We start from the raw sequence: 18871 nt of genomic DNA, 5'->3' as shown, positions 1-18871 counted from the left end.
GGTGGGCGAGGGGAACGTGCGCCGGTCAGCTGCCCGGTGCGTCCTGGGCGTACGGCCACTCCCGCAGCGAGCGCCCCGCCACCAGCCAGGCGTGCAGGCAGGAAGGCAGCAACGACTGCTCCGAGGACCCCTGAGACGGCTGGCCGGGGACGTACGGTACGAGGACCACGGACCGGTCGGAGCCGCCGGCCAGGGCCCAGCCGCCCGCGCCTCCGGTACCGGCGGCGGTCAGGGGCACGGCGGCGATGCCGCAGGCCGGGTGGGCCGAGCTGAGCTCCGCCAGCCGCCGCAGGGCATCGGGGACCGAGTGCGCCCGGCTTCCCTGGAGTACGTCCGCGCAGTCCAGCAGGGAGCTGTCCCGGCAGGCGTCCACGTCCACGACGAGGTGCTCGTCGATGACCGACGCGCCGTGGACGCGGTCCGCAGGGCTCAGCCGCACGCTGAACGACGCGCCGGCGCAACGGGCGCGCAGCACATCAGGGAAGGGGCTCGCCTCCACCACGACGAAGCGCTTCACGCCGACACCTCCCCGCGCCCCGGCGCCCACGCGGCCGGCGGCAGTGGTTCCGGCTCCGGCAGCGGGACGGTCACCGGCTCGTGCGCGGGCTGGCCCATCCCCAGGATCCCGTACATCAGCCTGCGCATGTTCCGGTTGAACCGGCCGGGCTCCGACGTGATGCGGGACCTGATCGCGGCATAGTCCTCGGACCGGTACTCCCTTGCCGCGTAGTCGAGTTGGTCCAGCAGCGGATGGGTGGGGGACATCGTCGGGGTGCGGGCGGCGAGGGTCGCGGCGGGCGAGGAGGGATTGATCTCCCGCTCCGGCGAGGTGGCCAGCAGCATCGGCGCCCCGGTCAGTGTCCCGTAGAGCGTTACCGAACCGTGATCGCCGATGATCCGGTCCGCCGCGATCAGGACGCTGCGCCAGTCCGCCTCGGGCGGCACGACCGCGATTCCCAGCTGAGCGCACCGCGCCAGCCACGACCTGACCTGATAAGCCCCGTGCCCGGCCCACACGTTGGGGTGGACGAGCAGGGCCGTACGGTAGCGCGGCGCCGGCAGCTCCCCGATCAGCCGCGGCAGCAGCGCGTCGAACCGGCCGAACGACGAGTGCGCTCCCCAGGTCGAGACCGCGACGACGAGTTTCTGTCCTGCGGCGAGCCCGAGCGCGCGGCGGTACGCGGCGCGCAGCGGCAGACTGGCGGTGATCCGGTCGTGCACGGGATCACCGATCACGTGCGCCAGCGGGAGCGCCTCCGGGCAGTCGCGCGCCAGCTCGCTCAGCTCGGCGTGGTGCGGGACGACCACGGCGGCCGGCAGCCGCCCACCGGGCAGGAGGTCCTGCCTGCGCAGGCCCGCCACGCCCGCGTTCGCTCCGCCGGTCACCCGCTTCAGGTAGTTCGCCCCGTGCGGCAGCGTGATCAGCGGCGCGTCGATGTACTGCACACCGCGCGGCCCTGCGGCGAGCGCGAGGTCGAAGGTCATGCGGGTCGCCTGGTCCCACGGCAGCACCACGCTTCCCAGCCTCGCGAGGAAGGCGGGCACGTCGCCGCCGAAGGCGTGCGGCGGTGCCGTGAAGACGACCTGGAGCCGGAAGTCGGCCTCCAGCAGGGAAAGGATGTCGAGCAGCCGTTTCCCGTACGTCACGGTGTGGATCACCGCGAGTACCTTCTTGCGCCCCACCAGCGTCAGCCACTGCCGTGGCTCGGTCACGTGCGCCCCGACGGCGTCCGTTTCGAACCTGCTCGCCTCGGCCGTACCCGGCCCGTCCGTACCCGCTCCGTCCCTACCTGCTCCGTTCGTACTCGCTCCGGTCGTACCCGCTCCGGTCGTGCTCGATTCCGCCGTACTCAACGCCTTCATGGCGTCCCCCTGTTGGCTTCTCTTCGAGTGCCACGAACTGCTTCTGCCGACGGGATGCCCTGCCGTGGGGACGGAAGGCTCGACGGATCCTTGCGAGAACCTTGCAGCGCTCTGCCGGGCGGCGGCGGTGGGCGGCGGCGTTGGGCATCGGGCGGCGTCGCGGGCGCGGCCCGATGGCGCCGGTCCCGCGCAGGACGCGTGCCTGGCGGTGCCGCTGCTACCGGTCCTGCGCAGCCACCGCGGAGGCGCCGTCTCCCAGCACTTCCATCACCGCCCCGGCCACGCCGCGCAGGCGGCGTTTGCGGAGGTCCAGGACGGGAGCCGGGTTCGACAGGCCCCGCGACGCCAGCAGGTTCATCAGGGCCCAGATCACCTCGGGGCGTCCCGTGACGGGGAGTTCCCGGCCGCCCGGGGTGATGACCGTGGCCGCCCCGGTGCCGGCGAGGAGGCCGGTGCGGGGCCAGTCGACGACGAACGAGCGGCCGTTCGGAGCGGCGTACAGGACGACCTCCCGGGTGCGGTGCAGGACGGCGAGGTAGCCCATCGGCACCGTCATGCGCCGGGCGGCGTCGAACGCGGGGGTGCCGTCGGCGGGACGGACACGCAGCACCGTGTCGAGGACCGGCCCGTGGTGCTGGAAGGTCTGTGTGGCGGTCATCTGCAGGAACCGGGCCCGCACCAGCACACCCCCGCGGCGCGACCACCGGCGGCCGACGGAACCGAACCCCGCCGCCTCACCCGGAAGGCTGTCCACGAGCCACCGGTACTCCTCGCCCGGCTCGGTCACCGGCGCCCGGTCCTCGGGGGCGGCGCGGTCCTGTTCGGCCACGGCGGTGTAGCGCGCCGCGACGGCGGGGTCCAGGCGCCGCAGATCGATGGTGTCGCCGTCCATCTCGATGCCCCCGGCCTCCAGGGAGATCCGCATCTGGCGCAACTGGCGCACGGGGTACCGGGTCACGTCGGTCAGCCGGCCGTCCAGACCGATGACCCGGCAGGTTCTCGTGCCCGCCAGCAGAGCGCTGCGCGGCCAGAGAGGGGTGACCCGTCCGGGGACCCCCGGATCGGCCGGGTCGGCGGGACGGCCCGGATCGATCAGCACGGCCAGCCGGCCCGCGGTGACCGCCGACAGGCACAAGGACGGCACCCGGCACCGGACCGTGACGTCGAACGGGGCGCCGCCCCCGGTCTCTTCGCCGTCGCGCACGTGCAGCCGCATCCTGATCACCGGGGTGAACTCGTCGGGGGCGAAGTCGCCGCCGTAGGTGGTGAAGGTCCCACCGCCCTCGGGTTCGTAGTGCACGAGCGAAGCCTCCAGGACGTTCGCCCGCACCAGCCGCGCCTGTGCCGGGGCCTGCTCCGACCGGGGAGCCCACAGCACGAAGGTGTCGTCCCCGTACGAGACGCTCCGGTCCTTCAGCCCGTCCCTGCGCGTGATCCGGGGGAATGCGTCGCGCGTGAACCGGAGAGTCATCAGAGGGATCGCGGCCGACCCGGCCCCTCCGATGGCGAGCGCGATCCAGGCCCAGTCCTCGCCCGCGCGCCAGGCCTGGTACCCGATGAGGAGGGCGAGCGGAACAGGGAAGCAGAGGATCACGGCGCAGCCGAGGTTGCCGATCACCACACTGCCGTAGCTGCGCATGGTCCCCCCAAGTCCCGCCCCGTGCCTCGCGGAACGAAGCATGGCCGGGGTTCGCCGCCGCCCCATCGTCCCGCACCCTGATCGCGGGGGCTACGCCTCGACGGAATCGAGCCACACGGCGGCCTGGGCGCCACCGGTGGACGATCGAACGCACCGTGTCCTGGCTCGCCGGCTGCCGTCGGCTCCACCGACGCCACGAGCGCAAGGCCGAGGGCTTCCTCGCCTTCGCCAGCATCGCCCGCACCCTCATCCGCTACCGCGGACTCACCAGAAGATCTCTCGTAGGCCCGACGCCACCCAGCCCATCCCGACGAGGACAGTGAACACGCCACCCGCTCTGAAGGTGGTCACGGTGGCCGGCCCGGGGTCCACGAGATCGGAGACACGTTCAAATAGTCCCCCCGCCAGGTTCCAGAAGTTCCCGAGAAGGCCGAGGAGGCGAATGACCTGCCCCGCCGGGTGCCCCGTCAATGCGCTGCGCGCTCGGCTCCACGGGCGTAAGGCCCGAACAACAGGGACCAGTTGGCCACGGTGGAGCGCATACGCAGCGCCTCGCGCACCCGCTCCTCCGCCTCCGCCGTGTCGTCGCCGGGACGGGCCGTGCCGGGCGGGAGATCGGCGGGTATGTGTCCGTCCCACAGGGTGGCCGCGTCGAGCAGGTACAGCAGGTGCCCGTGTGCGTCACCGGCGTCCCGGCTCTCCAACGCCGCGCTGCTGAAGGCCCGTTGTGCGTCGCGCCATACCAGGTCAGAGCCGTCGATCGAGGCCCGGACCAGTTCCGCCCAGTAGGCCTCGTCGTGCGCGCCCGTACGTTGGCGCATGTGCCGTGCGGCGAACTGCGCCATGGCTCCCGCGTCGTCGATCAGCGGGGAGAGCACCTGGTCGGACGAGAAGTCGAAGCCGAAGAAGAGGCGGCGGCCGTCGAGGACCAGCGATTCGATGCCGCCGATCGCACCGGTGCGGCCGGGCAGCCCGGTGGTCAGGTCCACGGTGTCGTTCGCCGGTGGTGTACCCGCCGATGTTCCGTCGACTGCCATGGCCGCCTTCTCAGGTTCGTACTGCCGGACGCTCGGTGGAGTGTCTATCGCATCCCACTGACACTCGTCCCAGGTACCGCCACCGGTGCGGAGGGTCACCGGGCAGGGGGCGCAGCTCTTCCCCACCAAGGAATCGAGCGGCGTGCCTATTGCGTCGCGTCGCAACTCTCGCAGCGGCTCACAGCCGCCCGCTCGACGTTGCCCTGGGTGGCGTGGAGCGGGCTGGAGGGCGCGAGACGACGCCATGCCCCGGGTGAGGGGGTGAGCACCCAGCCGTAGACGGGTGGCCGGATGTCGGCCGGGACGATGTGCCCGCAACCGGGAAGGTGGGCCTTGCCACTGGCGTGGACGATGATCGCAGCGACCGGCCAGTCGCTCCATTCGCTGGTGGGCGCGCTGCCGCGGGGTGGGCGCGGAGCGCAGTCCGCGCAGTTGTTCATCTCATGGCGTTCGCAGTACTGCATGGTCCTCACCCTGTCAGGCTTCGAGCCGTTGCTCGGTGCGCTTGAGTCAACTGAGCGGTCGGCTGCGGAAGTTCTTCGAGGGTTGACGTGCGCCGGATTGGGGGTGGGTTCTCGGGGGCGGCGAGGTAGTGGCCGGTCGCGCAGTCCGAGGCATCCTCATGGGGTCGAGGAAGTCGTCGGTGGGCGTGGGCGGGAAGCCGTCCTGGTGCTTGTCGGACCTGTTCAGAGAGGTGGCGTGGAGTGTCAGGTGATGGCGGAGCGGCCGTAGTCGATGGGCTCGCTCAGTAGCTCGCTCGCCGACCGGTGGACCTTCGCCAGGGCACTCAAGAGGGTTTCGCGTTCGGTTTCGGTGAGATCCGCGGTGACCCTCTCCTCGATCAACCGCCGTTCCGCCTCGACCGGTTTCTGCAGCGCACGCCCCGCGTCGGTGAGCCAGAGCCGGACGAGGCGGTTGTCCCGGTCGTCACGGCGACGGGTGAGTAGCCCGGCGGTGGTCATCCGGTCAGCCATCTTGACGACGGTGGGCGTCGTGACGTTCAGCGCGGCGGCGACCTCGCCGGGCGTGCTGCCGTCCCGCTCCCACAGCATCGCGAGCAGATAGTTCTGTCCGACGTGCAGCCCATGGCGTCGCATGGCCGCGTCGGCCAGGGCCCGGAGCGCCTTCGACGTTCTGCCGTGCAGGTCCAGGAACTCAGCCATCGCGGCCTTCCGGTGATGTGTGGGAACGGCTGCCCGAACCACAAGCAAGTCGATTGACGGCTAATCATTCACCGGCTAGCGTTCCCTCGAATTCGCTAGACGGCAAACGACTTAGGGAGCCATGATGATACTGGTCACCGGAGCCACCGGGAACATCGGCCGTGAACTCACCCGCCAACTCGACGCGCAGGGCGCAAAGTTACGCCTCCTCGTCCGCGATCCCGCCCGCGCCGCCGGACTACCCGACCGCGCCGAGCGCGCCGTCGGCGACCTGGGGGAACCCTCGACCCTGACGCCCGCCTTCGCCGGCGTCGACACACTCTTCCTGCTCACCCAGGGCATCGGCACCGACTACACCACCGCCGCCATCGCCGCCGCCGAGGCCGCCGGAGTGCACCACATCGTGCACCTGTCCTCCCTCCACGTCACCCTTGACCCGCTGCCCGCCATGGCCCGCTGGCATCACGAACGCGAGGAGATCATCCGTGCCTCCGGCATACCCGCCACCTTCCTGCGGCCCGGCGGCTTCATGACCAACGCCCTCGACTGGCTGCCCACCATCCGCGAGGGAAACTACGTCCTCGACCCGGTCGGCCAGGGCCGCCACGCGCCGATCGACCCCGCGGACATCGCCGCGGTCGCCGCCCTCGTCCTCACCGAGGCCGGCCACCAGGACAAGGCGTACGTCCTCACCGGCGACGAGACGTTCACCGTCACGGAGCAGGTCCGGGTCATCTCCGAGACGATCGGCCGCGCAGTCGAGGTCCGAGAAGTGACCACACCGGCCGAGGCCGTACGGTTCCGCTTCCCCGACGGGGCGCCCCAGGCACTCGCCGACGCCGTCACCGAGGGCTTCACCCTCATGCGCGCCGACACCATCGGGTTCCGGACGGACACCGTCGAGCGACTGCTCGGGCGCAAGCCGCGGACTTTCGCGGACTGGTGCGCGCGTAACGCCGACGCGTTCCGACGGCCTGAAACCGCCTGAGCCGAGAGACGACCACGCCCTCTTGCGATTCTGGGGTCTGCCCGCCGTGCCGGTCTGCGCTGCCCGCCCGACAGGCCTGACCGCCTCCGAACGCGCACGGCCAAAGAAGGCCGCCTACGGTCACAAGACTGAGTGCCGATTGCGGGTACGCGCCCAGGTCGTCCTCCACGCTGCTCGTGCACGCTCCAACGCGCGCATCGCTCGCGGGACGGGCCTGCACCTGGACGCGGCCCGTACCTGGCGGGTCCGGTTCGCCGAGCGGGTCCTTGCCGGGCTGTCCGACCGCAGACGGTCCGGCCGGCCGCCGTCGTTCACCGCGTTGCAGGTCGCCGGGATCGAAGCGCCGGCGTGCCGGTTTCCTGCCGAAACCGGCACGCCGTTGTCGCGCCGGTCATGTTCGGAACTGCCCCGCGAGGTGGCCACCAAGGCCATCGCCGGGTCCATCTCCGCCTCCATAGACAGCGGCGAGCCACGGGCCCCTGACTCGGGCCCCGGTTCCGGCGATACGTTCGAGGGGCGGGACCGAGCCGTGCTTGGTCACATGGCCGCGAAGGCCTCCTCAATGGCCTTGCACGTGGCGTCCAGGTCGTCTTCCGTGACGGCGGAGGGGACGAACCAGCAGGCCATGCCGTAGGCGTTCGTATGGACTCCGCGCTTGAGGAGTTCGTGGCGGAAGGAGTGGTAGCGGGCCTGGTCCGTCCGGAGGAGATCGCGGTACTGGCGGGTCGGCGTGCCGTCGGGGGTGAACACGGTCTGGAACATGGCGCCGACGCCCTGCACCGCGCAGGGGACGTGCCGGTCATGGGCGGCGCGCCGGATCGTCTCCATAAGCCTTCGGCCACTGTTCTCGATGCGGTTGATGACATCCGGCCGGTTCAGTTCGCGCAGGGTGACGAGCGCGGACGTCGCGCACAGGGGCGAGGCGTTGTAGGTGCCGCCGTGCTTCACACGGCCTTGTGCCAGTGGTTCCATCACATGCCGGAGCCCCGCGAACGCGGCGACGGGCAGACCGCCGCCCAGCGCCTTCGAGAACACGGCGAGGTCGGGCACGACGTCGAACATCGCCTGCGCGCCACCGGGACCGGTGCGGAATCCGGTGCAGACTTCGTCGAAGACGAGCACGATGTCGCGTCCGGTGCATTCCTCCCGCAGCAGGCTCAGGTAGCCCGGTACGGGCATGGTGCAGGCGTTGTTGGCGACGATCGGTTCGCAGATGACCGCGGCGATCTCCCCCCGATGGGCGTCGAGGACCGCGCGGAGTGCGGCAGGGTCGTTCCACGGGCAGACGATGACGTCGTCGACGACCCCGGCAGGAATGCCGGGGGAGTGGGGTACGGGGTTCGGAGCGGCATAGGGGCCGGCCTCGGAGGCGTCCGGCCGGTTCGAGATCGCCAGGGTGTCGGTCCAGCCGTGGTAGTGGCCCTCGAACTTGAGGATCTTCGAGCGTCCGGTGTAGCCGCGGGCTGCCCGCACGGCGCCCTGTACGGCCTCACTTCCCGAGTTGGCGAACCGTACGAGTTCCGCGCAGGGCACCAGCTCGCAGATCAGCTCGGCGAGTTCGACCTCCGGCGTGTTGCAGGTGCCGAACATCGTGCCGGTGGACAACACGGTGGTGAGTGCCTCGGTGAGCTGCGCGGGGGCGTGTCCCAGCACTGCGCTGCCGTACGAGATGAGGTAGTCGATGTAGTCGTTTCCGTCGACGTCCCGGATGTGGCTGCCGGAACCGCTGGTCATGTACAGGGGGTATGGGTGCGGTCCCGTCGAGGTCAGCCGGGAGGAAGAGCTGATGCCTCCCGCAAGGGAAGCCTGGGCCCGGTCGAACCAGGCCCGGCTGGCTTCGGTGCCGCCCAACGCCTTTATGTGGCCATTCATGTACGGCTCCTGTTTGGGTGAGGGGCGGTTGGGCACGCTCGGAGAGCCCTCCGTGCGGAGGACTGCCGGCGGAGGGACAGGTGGGGCGTGGACGGGAGAACGGTTGTCGTCACCGGTGCGGGCAGCGGGATCGGGAGAGCCTGTGCGCTGGGCCTGCTGGACGACGGCTGGACCGTGGTCCTGGTCGGCAGGCGGGTGGAAGCGCTGGCGGAGACCGTCGCGGAAGCCCCTGTCGGCAGTCGTGAACGTGCGGTTCCCTTCCCCGCCGACATCACCGATCCCGCTGCCGTGGACGCCCTGTTCGGACACGTCGTGAACCGCTTCGGCCGGGTGGACGTGCTGTTCAACAACGCTGCCGACACCATGCCGTACACCCCGACCGAGGATGTGGCACCCGAGGACTGGCATCGCGTGATGGACTCCATCGCCACCGGGACCTTTCTGTGTTCCCGCGCCGCCTTCCGGGTGATGAAGCGGCAGACACCGCGCGGGGGGCGGATCATCAACAACGGAGCACCGTCCGCCGAGGTGCCCCGGCCGGACTCCCTGGCGTTCACCGCGGCCAAGCACGCGGTGGCGGGGATGACGCGTTCGCTGTCCCTGGACGGCCGTCGCCACGACATCTCGTGCGGCCAGATCGACATCGGCAACGTCACGCCGCAGGACCGTCCCCAGCCGATGGTCCTGCAAGCCGACGGTTCACGGCGGGTCGAACCCACCATGGACGTCCGGCACGTCGTGGACATGGTGCGCGCCATGGCCGCCCTGCCGCTCGGCGTGAACATTCAGTCCGTCCTGGTCATGCCCAGCTCCATGCCGTACGTGGGACGGGGTTAGGCCGGCCACATACGCCTCGAACCAGGTGCCGGGCACCAACTGCCCCGACCGGGCCCAAGCGATCATGCGATGCAGCCCGTCCAGATGGATCAGGCCTTCGCGGACCACCAAGGACGCGTAGTCGGGCCCCGGGGCGGGGCTGGTGCTCAGGAACAGGGGAAGCCGCGCAGCCGTGGACTGTCGGCCGATCTTGAACGCGCACAAGGGGTTGGTGTCGGCATACGAGGCACCCAGCGTCGCGAGCCGGTCCACGGCCTCGTCCACGCTCAAGCCGGTCTTGGGGATGAGTTCCAGCTCTCCGCCCTCCCCCAGGTGCCAAGGAAGCATCACGGCCCGCACCTCAGGGCCCTCCAGCAGGACCCGATGCCAGCGGCCGTCCGACTCCCGGTGCGCGTTGCGGATGTGCCCCTCGGCCTCGTCGTTGGAGTTGGCCTGATCGGCTCCGTCGAATGGGTGCTTCCGCGAGAAGTGGTGCATGACCGCGTCGAACCGGACCGTTCCCAGCACTCTCACAGGCTGTGCCCTTCCACCGCTACGTCTTCGCTGAAGTGCCGCTCGGAGAACAACTCCGGCCGCCCGGCGTCCAGACCACGTGCCCGCCCCACTGCGAGCACGTGCCGCCAGTACGGCTTGACCGACGGCCACAGGGCGCCGGTGCGGCAGTAGGAGCCGTCGATCATGTAACGCGGTCCCGTGTCCGGGCGGGGTGCGGACGCGGCCCGTCGGGCGTGAAAGAGGGCCGAGTGGAGCACGACGGTCGAACCGGGAGGCAGGCGGTCGATGACCACTTCGCCCGGGAGCACGTCCGTTCCCAGGTGGGCGCGGGCTGCCTTCTCGGCGACTTCCCGATGCGAACCGGGGAGAACTGCCAGGCAACCCGAATCCGGGTGGAGGCCGCCCAAATAGTGCAACGCGTGGATCATGGGAAGGCGTCGGTCGCGCTGCGGGCGTTGTTCGTAGTCGTGGTGCCAGCTCTTGCCGGCTCCGCCGGCCGGCCGCCGGTCGCTGTGCAGATGGTGGAAGGCGAAGGACTCACCCAGCAGGGCAGGGTGACTGAGGAGTTCCATCAGCGGCGCGTAGACCGCCAGCTCACCGTGCGCCTCGAGCTCCAGCTCGACCACCCGGGGCGGTCGAGCGCCCGGACGGACACAGGCGTCGATCGACCGTTGACGCCGGCCCGTCGTCACCCAGTCGTCCACTTCCGGAATGAGGCGGTCGACCAGGCCGGGCGGCAGAAAGCAGGGCAGCACGAGGAAGCCGTCCTCGGCGAAGTTCCCTAACTGAACCTTGTTGGCACGGGTGCCTTCCACGCGTTGGATCCCCCCCCGGATCATTCGGCTGTTGCCCCCACGGCGGTCGCTGTTGTCCGGCTATCTATCCCCGGCTGCCGTGAGACATACCTATGGCATGACTAATGGCCAGAAAGCGGCTCCGGTGTTCCGACGCGCGGTGGCCGATCCCGGGCCGGGGATTGCCGCCCCTGCCGCCGGGCTCGTCAGGCTCGAGCCGCACGGCCAGTCCGTGCGCCGCGCAGCACCTGACCGGAGAGGAGCCGTTGCGGTTCGTTCGTTCGTTCGTTCGTTCGCTCGGGTCGGGTCGGGTCGGGTCGGGTCGCGGCACGCCGGCCCGGGGCGGTGGGATCGCAAGCGCAACGCGATTCCGGGAACCAAGGCACTCCTTGCCTGTTTTTTCCATTCTGCCAAGTTTGCTCGCATTCCATTGCGTGACCGACTTGATTGCCGGAAACACCGCTGAAGTGAGTGAGCGGACTTGTGAATCGCGTATCGCCTACGCACGCCCGCCGCGATTTACCTGCGACGCGGTGAGGCTCTTCTGCCGTTCTCCCAGGAGGAATTGAGTGCGATGTGGGTGATCGTTTTCGTGATAGAGTTTCAATGAATTTACAGGGCGCCACGAAAAAAGGGGAACGGCGTGAATACCGAGAAGGTCACGGCTCGACGGCTTACGGCCGAAGAGGTTTCGGAGTTGGGTCTCCAGGACGGAATCTTCGTCTCGGCAGCGATGGACGGGCTCTCTCTCGACTGTTACGCTCCGGCTTTCCTTGCGGAGCCGGGTAAGAATTTCGAGGGCGGGTCCTTTGTCGCGAAGACAATCTTCGGTGAGGAGGTCCACGTTCTTCCGGGCAACGCCGAAGAGAGCGGGGTCTGGGTTGCCGACAAGGCAGGGCAGGAAATCGAGGTCCTTCAGAGTGCCGGCGTCCTCCTGAATCTCGCCCTCTTCGTGCCCGGCGGGAATCAGGAAGCCCTGGAGTCGCTCTACACCGCCGCCCGGGAGGCCTTCGGCGCGGGGATCGTTCAGCGCTGGAGCGAGGAAGTCGCCGTGGTGCCGGATGTCAAGGTCGACCTCTTCGAGGAGCCGGCCAAGGCGCGGAAGAACACGAGCAGCCAGCTCCGTGACCGTCGCGCCTTGGACATCTACCCGACCCGAGTGCGGTTCCTGAAGCCCAGCGAGGGCTGGAAGTTCATTGTCGAACCGCACAAAGAGGTCGTCGATGACACACCGACGATCTGATCGGACGGCACATTAGCCCCGATCTTTCGTGGTAGCCCGTCAGCTTGCTGGCGGGCTCCTCCTCGTTTTCCGGAACGCATGCCGAGGGCCGGAGTACAGCCGGGTGCCTTGATGAGGCAGAGGAACCTTTATCGGTCCGCCTCGGATCAAAAGGCTCTGATCGCCTTGGGGCGTCGTTGAGGGGAAATCGCGATGCGGCCCGAGCCTGATCTCACGTGGACAGCTTGGCGGTGGTTCGGGGTGCCGCATACGAACAAGAGCGACGCCGAGGAGCAGTCGGAGATGACCAGGCGCGGGCGAAGGAGCGGGAGCGGCCCGCCACGGGCACCGCGGTGGTCTCGGCCGGGCAGGACGGCGCCGGGGCGCAGGAACCGTCGGGTGACCGTCGCTCACGCGGTCGCCGGACGAAGGCGCCGGCGACCGTTGTGGGCGTTGTGGCGGTGGCCCTGATCACCCTGCCGTTCCTGAGCCACGGCAAGGGCTCGACGGACGGTCCAGAGCACTGGCGCGGCCACCGGCCGCACTGCTGCCGGCCGAGCGACATCGGATGTGCTCCCCCACACCCCCGAAGTGTGCGGAGCACGGTTCCTAGTTGCGGAGCTGGTTGTAGGCGCCGTAGGCCATCGCGTACTGGCCCCACCTGTTCGGGTGCGCCGGTGCGAGCTTCGTTTCGAGGGGCTCGATCCACCGGTCGGCTTCGCTCTGGCACATGTCATGGCCGACGGTCATCGTGTACGTGTCGGCGTACTCCGCGCCGGCGCTCCTGGCCCGGTCGGCGAGGGCCTGGTTGAGCTTTTTGTTCACATCGCGGAGGTAGGGCACGTCGCCGTCCGCGAACGGCACGCCGGGACGGCAGGCTTTCCCGTTGTCCGGAACGAGCGACGGATAACCGACCACCAGGACGCGGGCCTTGGGCGCAAGGGCATGTATGTAATCGAGCGTGACCGTGAGCTTTGCCGCCGCGGAGTTGATGCGAGTGGCGATGGCATCGCTGCCGGACGCGTTGTAATGCGTCTTGCAGGGGCTGCCCGTCGGATCGCTGAAGCTGCCGACGACACAGGTGGTGATGATCTCGGTGAACCCGATGTCGTTGCCCCCGATGGTCAGTGTGACCAGATCGGTGTCGGCCGACAGGGCGCTGAGCTGGGCCGGGTTGGTGCCCTGGGCCTTGGCCATCTCCGCGGTGGTGGCACCACTGCAGGTGACGTTCTTGAAGGACTTCGCCTTCACCGCCCCGGCGATCACCGCGGGGTAACTCTCTTTGGTGCGGTCGCAGTCGGCGTCATCCACCATGCTGAGACCGGCACCGGAGGCGTACGAGTCGCCGAGCGCCACGTAGTTGTCGTAGGTCGGGTGGGCCGACTCGGCGGCAGATGCGGCCGGAGCCATGAAGCCACCGAGGAGCCCGACGGTGGTGCCGAGCGCTGCTGCGGCCAGTGACGCGATACGGACAGTACTGCGGGAAGTACGTGCGAGTTGTGTCATTACGCCTTCAGATAAGGGAGGTTGCCGGTATGGGGCACCGACTATGACCGGTATGCGGCACCGACTATGAAGAGATTCGGATGTCCCGGGTTCCCTGTCGCGGACACCAATTCCGCTCAGTCTCAGGTCGTCTCGGCCAACCCTTGACAGCGGATGCTGCGCGACCGCGGTCACCGGGAGGCTCCGATCGCCCGGACAGGCACAGCGCGGTTCCTGATTGACACCCGAGTGGGTGCGGTCTGCCCGCGCGTCCGGACGACGATGTGTCTGCCGTCGCTTCAAGCCGGCGCGTTGTCCCGGTCCAGTCCGGGGGATCGGTGGATCCGGTGAGGAGCACCGGATGGTTGGGGTGGAAGTCCAGCCCCAACCAGCACGACGTCCCTGCTGACTTGCTGAAGCTGACCTGCTGACCTGCTGACCTGCTGACCTGCTGACCTGCTGAGCTGCGCAGCGGGTAGCGCCGCGCGAGGTGGCGGCCGCGACGTCTCGACGACTCAGGCCAGGCCTGCCCCGAGGGCGCGGCGCACGGCTTCGGCGCGGTCCTTGATGTCCGCCTTGGCGAAGAGGTTGTTGATGTGCGTCTTCACCGTGGCCTCGCTGATGAAGAGCTTCTCGGCGATGGCACGGTTCGGCAGACCCTGCCCGATCAGAGTGAGGACCTCGCGCTCGCGCGGGGTGATGTCGCCGGGCAGCGGCTGTCCGGGGGCCGGGGGCTTGGCGCGGACCGTATGCAGGAGGCGGTTCTGGACTTCGCGGTCGAGGACGGACTGTCCGGCCGCGGCGGCGCGGATGGCGCGGGTGATGTCCTGGCGGCCCGCGTTCTTGGTGAGGTAGCCGATGGCGCCGGCGCTCAGCGCGGCCAGGATGGAGTCGTCGTCGGCGAACGTGGTCAGGATGACCACGGCGACCTCGGGGTGCTCCTCGGTGAGCCGCCGGGTCGCCTCGGTGCCGTCCATCACCGGCATCCGCAGGTCCATCAGGACCACGTCGACCGGCCCTGCGGCGACTGCGGCGAGTACTTCGGTGCCGTCGGCGGCCGAGGCGACGACGTCGATGTCCTCGGCCATACCGAGGACCGCGGCCAGCGGCTCCCGTACGGCAGCCTGGTCGTCGGCCACGATCACACGCAGCCGCTGGGGATTCCGCGTCGGTTCACTCATCCCGGTATCACTGCCTCCACTTGCCAGCCGCCTGCGTCCGGTCCTTCGGTGACCGGCCCCGCAGTGATCGTGCCACCCAGCAGGGCGACCCGTTCCCGCATGCCGATCAGCCCCATTCCGCTGCCGCCGCCCGCGCGCACCGCACGGGTCGCCGCGCTGTTACGGATCCTCAGTGTCGTCGATGCGGCGTCGAACGTCAGCTCCACGTGCACCTCGCCGCCGGGCGCGTGCCGGACGGCGTTGGTCAGCGACTCCTGCGCGATCCGCAGCAGGTTCTGCGTGACCTGGGACGGCACGTCGCGCTCGGTGCCGATGAGGGTGAGGGCGTCGCGGTGGCCGGACGAGTCGAGCATCGCGGTCAGGCTGCCCACCAGCGGCAGGGAGTCCTCACGGAGCGCGTGCACGGTCCACTGGGCCTGCTTCAGGCTCTCCTTGACCATGCTGTGCGCCTTCTGGTTCGCCTCGCGGACCTTCTCCAGGTCACCGGTCTCGATCAGGGCGTCCGCCAGTTCCAGCTGCATGTTGATGCCCGCGAGGGAGTGGGCCAGGACGTCGTGCACGTCGCGGGCGATCCGTCCCCGCTCGGTGAGGACGGCGGTCCGGGCCTCGGCGCGGGCCGCCCGCTCGGCGGACTCCGCGGCCTCGATCACCGCCTGGACGGCGCGCCGACGGGTGCGGTTGATGATGCCGAGGACGACCGGGGCGCAGGTGGCCAGACCGACCGCCCAGGGCAGCAGGTGGTGGCCGGGGCCGATGCGCAAGTACAGGACTCCGCCGCACAGCAGGCTGCAGAACGCCGCGAGGACCAGGGCCGGCTTGGGCTGTAGCCGGTATCCGGCGTGGCCGACGAGGAAGAACGCGAAGAGGTAGCCCGATCCGCTGCGGCTGACGGCGATCAGGGAGGCCGCGGCGACGATGCCGAGGGTCAGCCAGACCAGGGCGACGCGGTGCGGGACCCGGTGCTCGGGCAGGTGCCGGGCGAGGAGGGCGAGGGAGTTGACGACGATGAGCGCGGCGACCACGAGGCCCCGGCCGCCGAGACCGATCGGGCGCACCGTGAGGAACGCGGAGCCGATGACGCAGAGGGTCAGGACCCAGCCCACGCGAGGATCCTGACCTGTGAAGGTCAGGACGCCGGACGCCCGGTACGGGGCCGAGCCCGTACCGGGCACGCTCTGCTCTGCAAGGGTGCTCTGCTCTGCAAGGGTGCTCTGCTCCGCAGGGGTGTTCTGCTCCGCAGGGGTGTTCTGCTTCTCTGGGACGCTCTGTGCTTCGGGCACGGCGTGACCATAGTCCACGGTCAGGCCGTGCGGTCGAGAGAGGGCGCCGGGTGCGTCGACGCGGTCGTCCGCGCCTGCCTGCCGTTCACCGTCCGGCTCCGGATGAAGATCGTCGCGAGTCGCGTGACGACCTCGGTGAGTGCCATCAGGACGAAGGCCGCGACCCAGGCCTGGTCGGAGGTGATGTGGTGGGCGACGCTGAACCGCGCGACGTTGTCGGCGCCACCGTGCGAGACCCAGAACTGGAAGCCCATCCGGGCGCCCATGCCGAGCACCCAGAGGATCGCGGAGACCGCGCCGGCCTTGATCAGCAGGTGCTCGCCCGCGACCCGGATGCGGGTGTAGACGCCGCCCGCGACGCCGAGCGCCGCGCCGACGGCCATGAGCGCGCCGATCAGCACCAGGTCGTTGCCCGCGGTGGGCACACTGTCGAGGTACGTGTGGGCCACGAAGGCCACGATCCCCAGCGGGATCAGGAAGGTCTTGAGGTCGAGACGGCCTTCCCGCAGCTGCCGGAAGACGATCAGGACGAGGGCGATGTCGGTGATCCACTCGGTCGTTGTCATGCCCTCAAGACTGCTGGCGCAGGGCCTCGCGCACCTGGACCCATGGGTGGAACGACGGGTGGAGATCGTCGTCCCGCACGCCTCCACCCCACCTGCCCGCCCCTCTGCGCCGTACCGCTTGGCGAGGTTCGAGGTTCGAGGTTCGAGGTTCGGGGTTCGGGGTTCGAGGTTCGGGGTTCGGGGTTCGGGGTTCGAGGTTCGAGGTGAGGTCCGAGGCGGGGCGATGGCAGAGGCGGCTCCGGCACCGCGACGCGTGCCGCCGGATCATGCGCGGCATCACGCAGGCGGGTTCCGGACAGGTCAGGCGGTGGTGCGCACAGAGGCAGGTGAGGTGGGAGGGGCGGGGAGACAGCGCGGATGGCGGGGCAGCGGCCGTAACTGCTGGTCCGCGCTGCGCATCGAGCGAGCAGAGTGAGCCTCCGGGCCCCAGCGGCGGGTGAGGCGAACACCGAAACGGCTGACCGAGAGCGTTCTGCCGGGCCGTACTTCTGGGACAGTGAGAAATCGGATTCCGAACCCACGGCACGCCGTCGGGGCGCAAGCCCTGCCGTTCTGAAAAGCCGCAGGAGGACTGATCCCAGCCCCCGCGGCACGTGTCGGGTATTCGAGGTAATCGCACTCAAGCACCGGATCGCGCAGGCAGTACCGCCCTCATCAACAGGAGGCACGCCCATGCACGTCCGCACCTCACATCTGTCGAGCAGACCCGTCCGGGCCGTGATGCTCGTCCTGGGCATGGTGGCCGCTCTTCTGGCCGCAGCTCTTCCCGTCGCCGGCCCGGCACATGCCGCCGTACCCGACCGCTGGGGCTTCGCGTACCTGGACAACGCGACTCCCCCTCCCGGCTACGCGCCCGACCCCTCAAGGCAGTGGGGCAGTTGGGCCTCACCGTCCGCCAATCCCGTCAAGGTCGACCAGATCGGCCTCGGTTCGTACGTGGTGCACTTCCCGCTGATCGGCGGACCGGGCGGCATCGCCCACGCCACCGCGGTGAACAGCGTTGCCCACTGGTGCCAGATCGCCGACTGGAAGACTGCGGGGCCCGGTCAGGACGTGTACGTGAACTGCTACCTCCCCAGCGGCGCACCGGACAACTCCACCTTCACGGTCCTCTACACGAGCAGCAGCGGCCTGCCCGCCACGCCCTCCGGCTCGTACGGCTACCTGAACTCGGACAGCAGCGGCACCGTACTCACCCAGTACAACTCCGCGGGCTCGGCAAACTCGGTGAGCAAGGGGTCGACCGGTATCTGGAAGGCGTGGCTTCCGTCTCTCGGGCTGTCCGGCTACGCAGGCGATCTCCAGGTCACCGCGGTCGACCCGAAGCAGGGCGCGCGGTGCAAGGTGTCCGACTGGACACCGGGTTCGGCAGGCCAGACCGTGATCGTCGCCTGCTACGACGCGTCCAACAAGCCGTACGACACCGAGTGGACCCTGAGTTACTCCTATCTGCGAGCGGTACACGGGCCGGCCTTTCCGCCGAAGTCCTTCGGCTATCTCTGGTTCAACGGATCGCTGCCCGCCCTGACCAACTACAACTCCGGCGGAGCCACCAACAGCCTCAGTGGCTCGGGAGCGCCCTTCACGGTCACCATGCCGTCGGTGGCCGTCCCGTCGGACACCGCCCACGTCACCGCCTACGGACCGAGCGCCGACTACTGCGGCCTGTACAAGCCCTGGGGCAGGACCAGTGGCTCCGTCGGGCTCTACGTAGCGTGCTTCGATCCCGGCGGAGCGCCGGTGAAGACGCCCTTCTTCGCCGCCTACACCTCGGCGCTCTGACCCGAGGCACAGGTACCACCGGGGCACGCCCCGGGAAAGGCGCGCCGCGGGGAACCTCGGAGGCGCCGGGGGAGCGGCACCCGGCGGAGGCCGGTGCCGACGTGTCGGAAGCACCGGCCCCGGAGGCCGGCCCGACCGGACGGTGGCTCGGCGGCAACCGCCTCGGGGTGCGTCTCGCCGACGTGACCCCAACGGCGCGAGGACCCAGGGCGCCGACGGTTTCCAGGGGTCGTCACCACACGTGGTCGGCTTGACCGGGCTGCGAGGAATGTGTGCAGGCGCTCGGCCGGGGTGTCCCGGCCGAGCGTTCTGCGTGGGCATCCATTGAGCTCGGCGGCAGCGGCGCTGAGGCCCTCGGCTGAGCTAGGCGGCGACGGCGCTGAGGTCCTCGGCTGAGCTCGGCGGCGACGGCGCTGAGGCCCTCGGCTGAGCTCGGCGGCAATGGCGCTGAGGTCCTCGGGGCCGTGGGCGGACAGGTCGGTGCCCCTCGGGGAGTACTGCCGCTGCCGGCATGCTGTGGCACGTCCTCGGGGGAGACATCGCGTAGCCACCCCGCATCCGGGCGTCGCCGCGCGCTGGGCGCGCCGGCCGAATTCCTCTGAGCGAGGGGAAAACCTCTGCGCGGGCCGATCTTGGCTGATATACGTTGCGCCAGACTTGTTCGAAC

General features: G+C 69.7%; 17 protein-coding genes and 2 pseudogenes. 6 read left to right on the top strand and 13 right to left on the bottom strand.

Features of this window, described 5'->3' with window-relative positions; genetic code table 11:
• Positions 1-25: 25 nt before the first annotated feature.
• The 3 genes from ACIO3R_RS21890 to ACIO3R_RS21880 all read right to left on the bottom strand — a co-directional run bounded on the left by ACIO3R_RS21890 (position 26) and on the right by ACIO3R_RS21880 (position 3502).
• Positions 26-517, bottom strand: a complete 492-nt coding sequence (locus ACIO3R_RS21890; RefSeq protein ID WP_402107927.1) for a hypothetical protein — start codon at positions 515-517, stop codon at positions 26-28.
• Positions 514-1683, bottom strand: a complete 1170-nt coding sequence (locus ACIO3R_RS21885) for a hypothetical protein (protein WP_385032005.1) — start codon at positions 1681-1683, stop codon at positions 514-516. Before ACIO3R_RS21885 ends, ACIO3R_RS21890 begins: the two co-directional genes overlap by 4 nt.
• Positions 1684-2080: 397 nt before the next feature.
• Complete coding sequence (locus ACIO3R_RS21880; RefSeq protein ID WP_402107924.1) at positions 2081-3502, bottom strand: hypothetical protein; 1422 nt, start codon at positions 3500-3502, stop codon at positions 2081-2083.
• 110 nt (positions 3503-3612) lie between these two features.
• Here ACIO3R_RS21880 and ACIO3R_RS21875 point away from each other — a divergent pair.
• Positions 3613-3825, top strand: a pseudogene (locus ACIO3R_RS21875) (hypothetical protein); the annotation flags it as partial.
• A gap of 144 nt (positions 3826-3969) precedes the next feature.
• Here the strand turns inward: ACIO3R_RS21875 and ACIO3R_RS21870 are convergent.
• The 3 genes from ACIO3R_RS21870 to ACIO3R_RS21860 form a co-directional block, all read right to left on the bottom strand.
• Positions 3970-4539: a hypothetical protein gene (locus ACIO3R_RS21870; RefSeq protein ID WP_402107921.1), complete on the bottom strand. Its 570-nt coding sequence runs from the start codon at positions 4537-4539 to the stop codon at positions 3970-3972.
• A 146-nt stretch (positions 4540-4685) separates the two neighbouring features.
• Positions 4686-5012, bottom strand: a complete 327-nt coding sequence (locus ACIO3R_RS21865; protein WP_402107918.1) for a hypothetical protein — start codon at positions 5010-5012, stop codon at positions 4686-4688.
• Positions 5013-5246: 234 nt separating this feature from the next.
• Positions 5247-5702 carry a MarR family winged helix-turn-helix transcriptional regulator gene (locus ACIO3R_RS21860; RefSeq protein WP_385031992.1) on the bottom strand — a complete coding sequence of 152 codons (456 nt, stop codon included), beginning with the start codon at positions 5700-5702 and terminating at the stop codon, positions 5247-5249.
• A gap of 121 nt (positions 5703-5823) precedes the next feature.
• Here ACIO3R_RS21860 and ACIO3R_RS21855 point away from each other — a divergent pair, with 121 nt between their 5' ends.
• Positions 5824-6690 (top strand): NAD(P)H-binding protein, encoded by an 867-nt coding sequence (locus tag ACIO3R_RS21855; protein WP_402107916.1) that lies wholly within the window; start codon positions 5824-5826, stop codon positions 6688-6690.
• A 46-nt stretch (positions 6691-6736) separates the two neighbouring features.
• A complete protein-coding gene (locus ACIO3R_RS21850; RefSeq protein WP_402108397.1) occupies positions 6737-7324 on the top strand; it encodes a helix-turn-helix domain-containing protein in 588 nt (195 codons plus the stop codon).
• Here the strand turns inward: ACIO3R_RS21850 and ACIO3R_RS21845 are convergent.
• Positions 7228-8562 carry an aspartate aminotransferase family protein gene (locus ACIO3R_RS21845; protein WP_402107913.1) on the bottom strand — a complete coding sequence of 445 codons (1335 nt, stop codon included), beginning with the start codon at positions 8560-8562 and terminating at the stop codon, positions 7228-7230. The two genes, ACIO3R_RS21850 and ACIO3R_RS21845, sit on opposite strands and share 97 nt — an antisense overlap.
• 87 nt (positions 8563-8649) lie before the next feature.
• On the opposite strand from ACIO3R_RS21845, the gene ACIO3R_RS21840 reads away from it, so the two are divergent.
• Positions 8650-9399, top strand: coding sequence for an SDR family oxidoreductase (locus ACIO3R_RS21840; protein ID WP_385030363.1), 750 nt, complete (start codon positions 8650-8652; stop codon positions 9397-9399).
• A gap of 39 nt (positions 9400-9438) precedes the next feature.
• On the opposite strand, the pseudogene ACIO3R_RS21835 reads toward ACIO3R_RS21840, so the two are convergent.
• Together ACIO3R_RS21835 and ACIO3R_RS21830 are read right to left on the bottom strand one after the other, a co-directional pair.
• Positions 9439-9876: pseudogene (locus ACIO3R_RS21835) on the bottom strand (DUF6309 family protein); the annotation flags it as partial.
• 32 nt (positions 9877-9908) lie between these two features.
• Positions 9909-10709, bottom strand: coding sequence for a phytanoyl-CoA dioxygenase family protein (locus ACIO3R_RS21830; RefSeq protein ID WP_385030366.1), 801 nt, complete (start codon positions 10707-10709; stop codon positions 9909-9911).
• A gap of 622 nt (positions 10710-11331) precedes the next feature.
• On the opposite strand from ACIO3R_RS21830, the gene ACIO3R_RS21825 reads away from it, so the two are divergent.
• Positions 11332-11931, top strand: coding sequence for a hypothetical protein (locus ACIO3R_RS21825; RefSeq protein ID WP_385030369.1), 600 nt, complete (start codon positions 11332-11334; stop codon positions 11929-11931).
• Positions 11932-12519: 588 nt separating this feature from the next.
• Here the strand turns inward: ACIO3R_RS21825 and ACIO3R_RS21820 are convergent.
• The 4 genes from ACIO3R_RS21820 to ACIO3R_RS21805 form a co-directional block, all read right to left on the bottom strand.
• The gene (locus tag ACIO3R_RS21820; RefSeq protein WP_402107908.1) at positions 12520-13416 is read right to left on the bottom strand and encodes an SGNH/GDSL hydrolase family protein; all 897 of its coding nucleotides are present in this window, start codon (positions 13414-13416) and stop codon (positions 12520-12522) included.
• A gap of 494 nt (positions 13417-13910) precedes the next feature.
• Positions 13911-14576, bottom strand: coding sequence for a response regulator (locus ACIO3R_RS21815; protein ID WP_402107906.1), 666 nt, complete (start codon positions 14574-14576; stop codon positions 13911-13913).
• Entirely contained in the window at positions 14573-15679 is a 1107-nt protein-coding gene (locus ACIO3R_RS21810) for a sensor histidine kinase (RefSeq protein WP_402108395.1), read from the bottom strand. The genes ACIO3R_RS21815 and ACIO3R_RS21810 overlap by 4 nt, the downstream gene beginning before the upstream one ends.
• A gap of 197 nt (positions 15680-15876) precedes the next feature.
• On the bottom strand, positions 15877-16422 hold the full coding sequence (locus tag ACIO3R_RS21805) for a hypothetical protein (RefSeq protein WP_385030378.1): 546 nt from the start codon (positions 16420-16422) through the stop codon (positions 15877-15879).
• A gap of 672 nt (positions 16423-17094) precedes the next feature.
• Between ACIO3R_RS21805 and ACIO3R_RS21800 the strand changes: the two genes are divergently transcribed.
• Positions 17095-18204, top strand: a complete 1110-nt coding sequence (locus ACIO3R_RS21800) for a hypothetical protein (protein ID WP_385030381.1) — start codon at positions 17095-17097, stop codon at positions 18202-18204.
• Positions 18205-18871 lie beyond the last annotated feature (667 nt).

The organism is Streptomyces sp. NPDC087428, assembly GCF_044744085.1.
GTDB lineage: Bacteria > Actinomycetota > Actinomycetes > Streptomycetales > Streptomycetaceae > Streptomyces.
The sequence above is the reverse complement of the archived record's forward strand: the minus strand, read 5'-3'. Positions and strand labels throughout refer to the sequence as shown.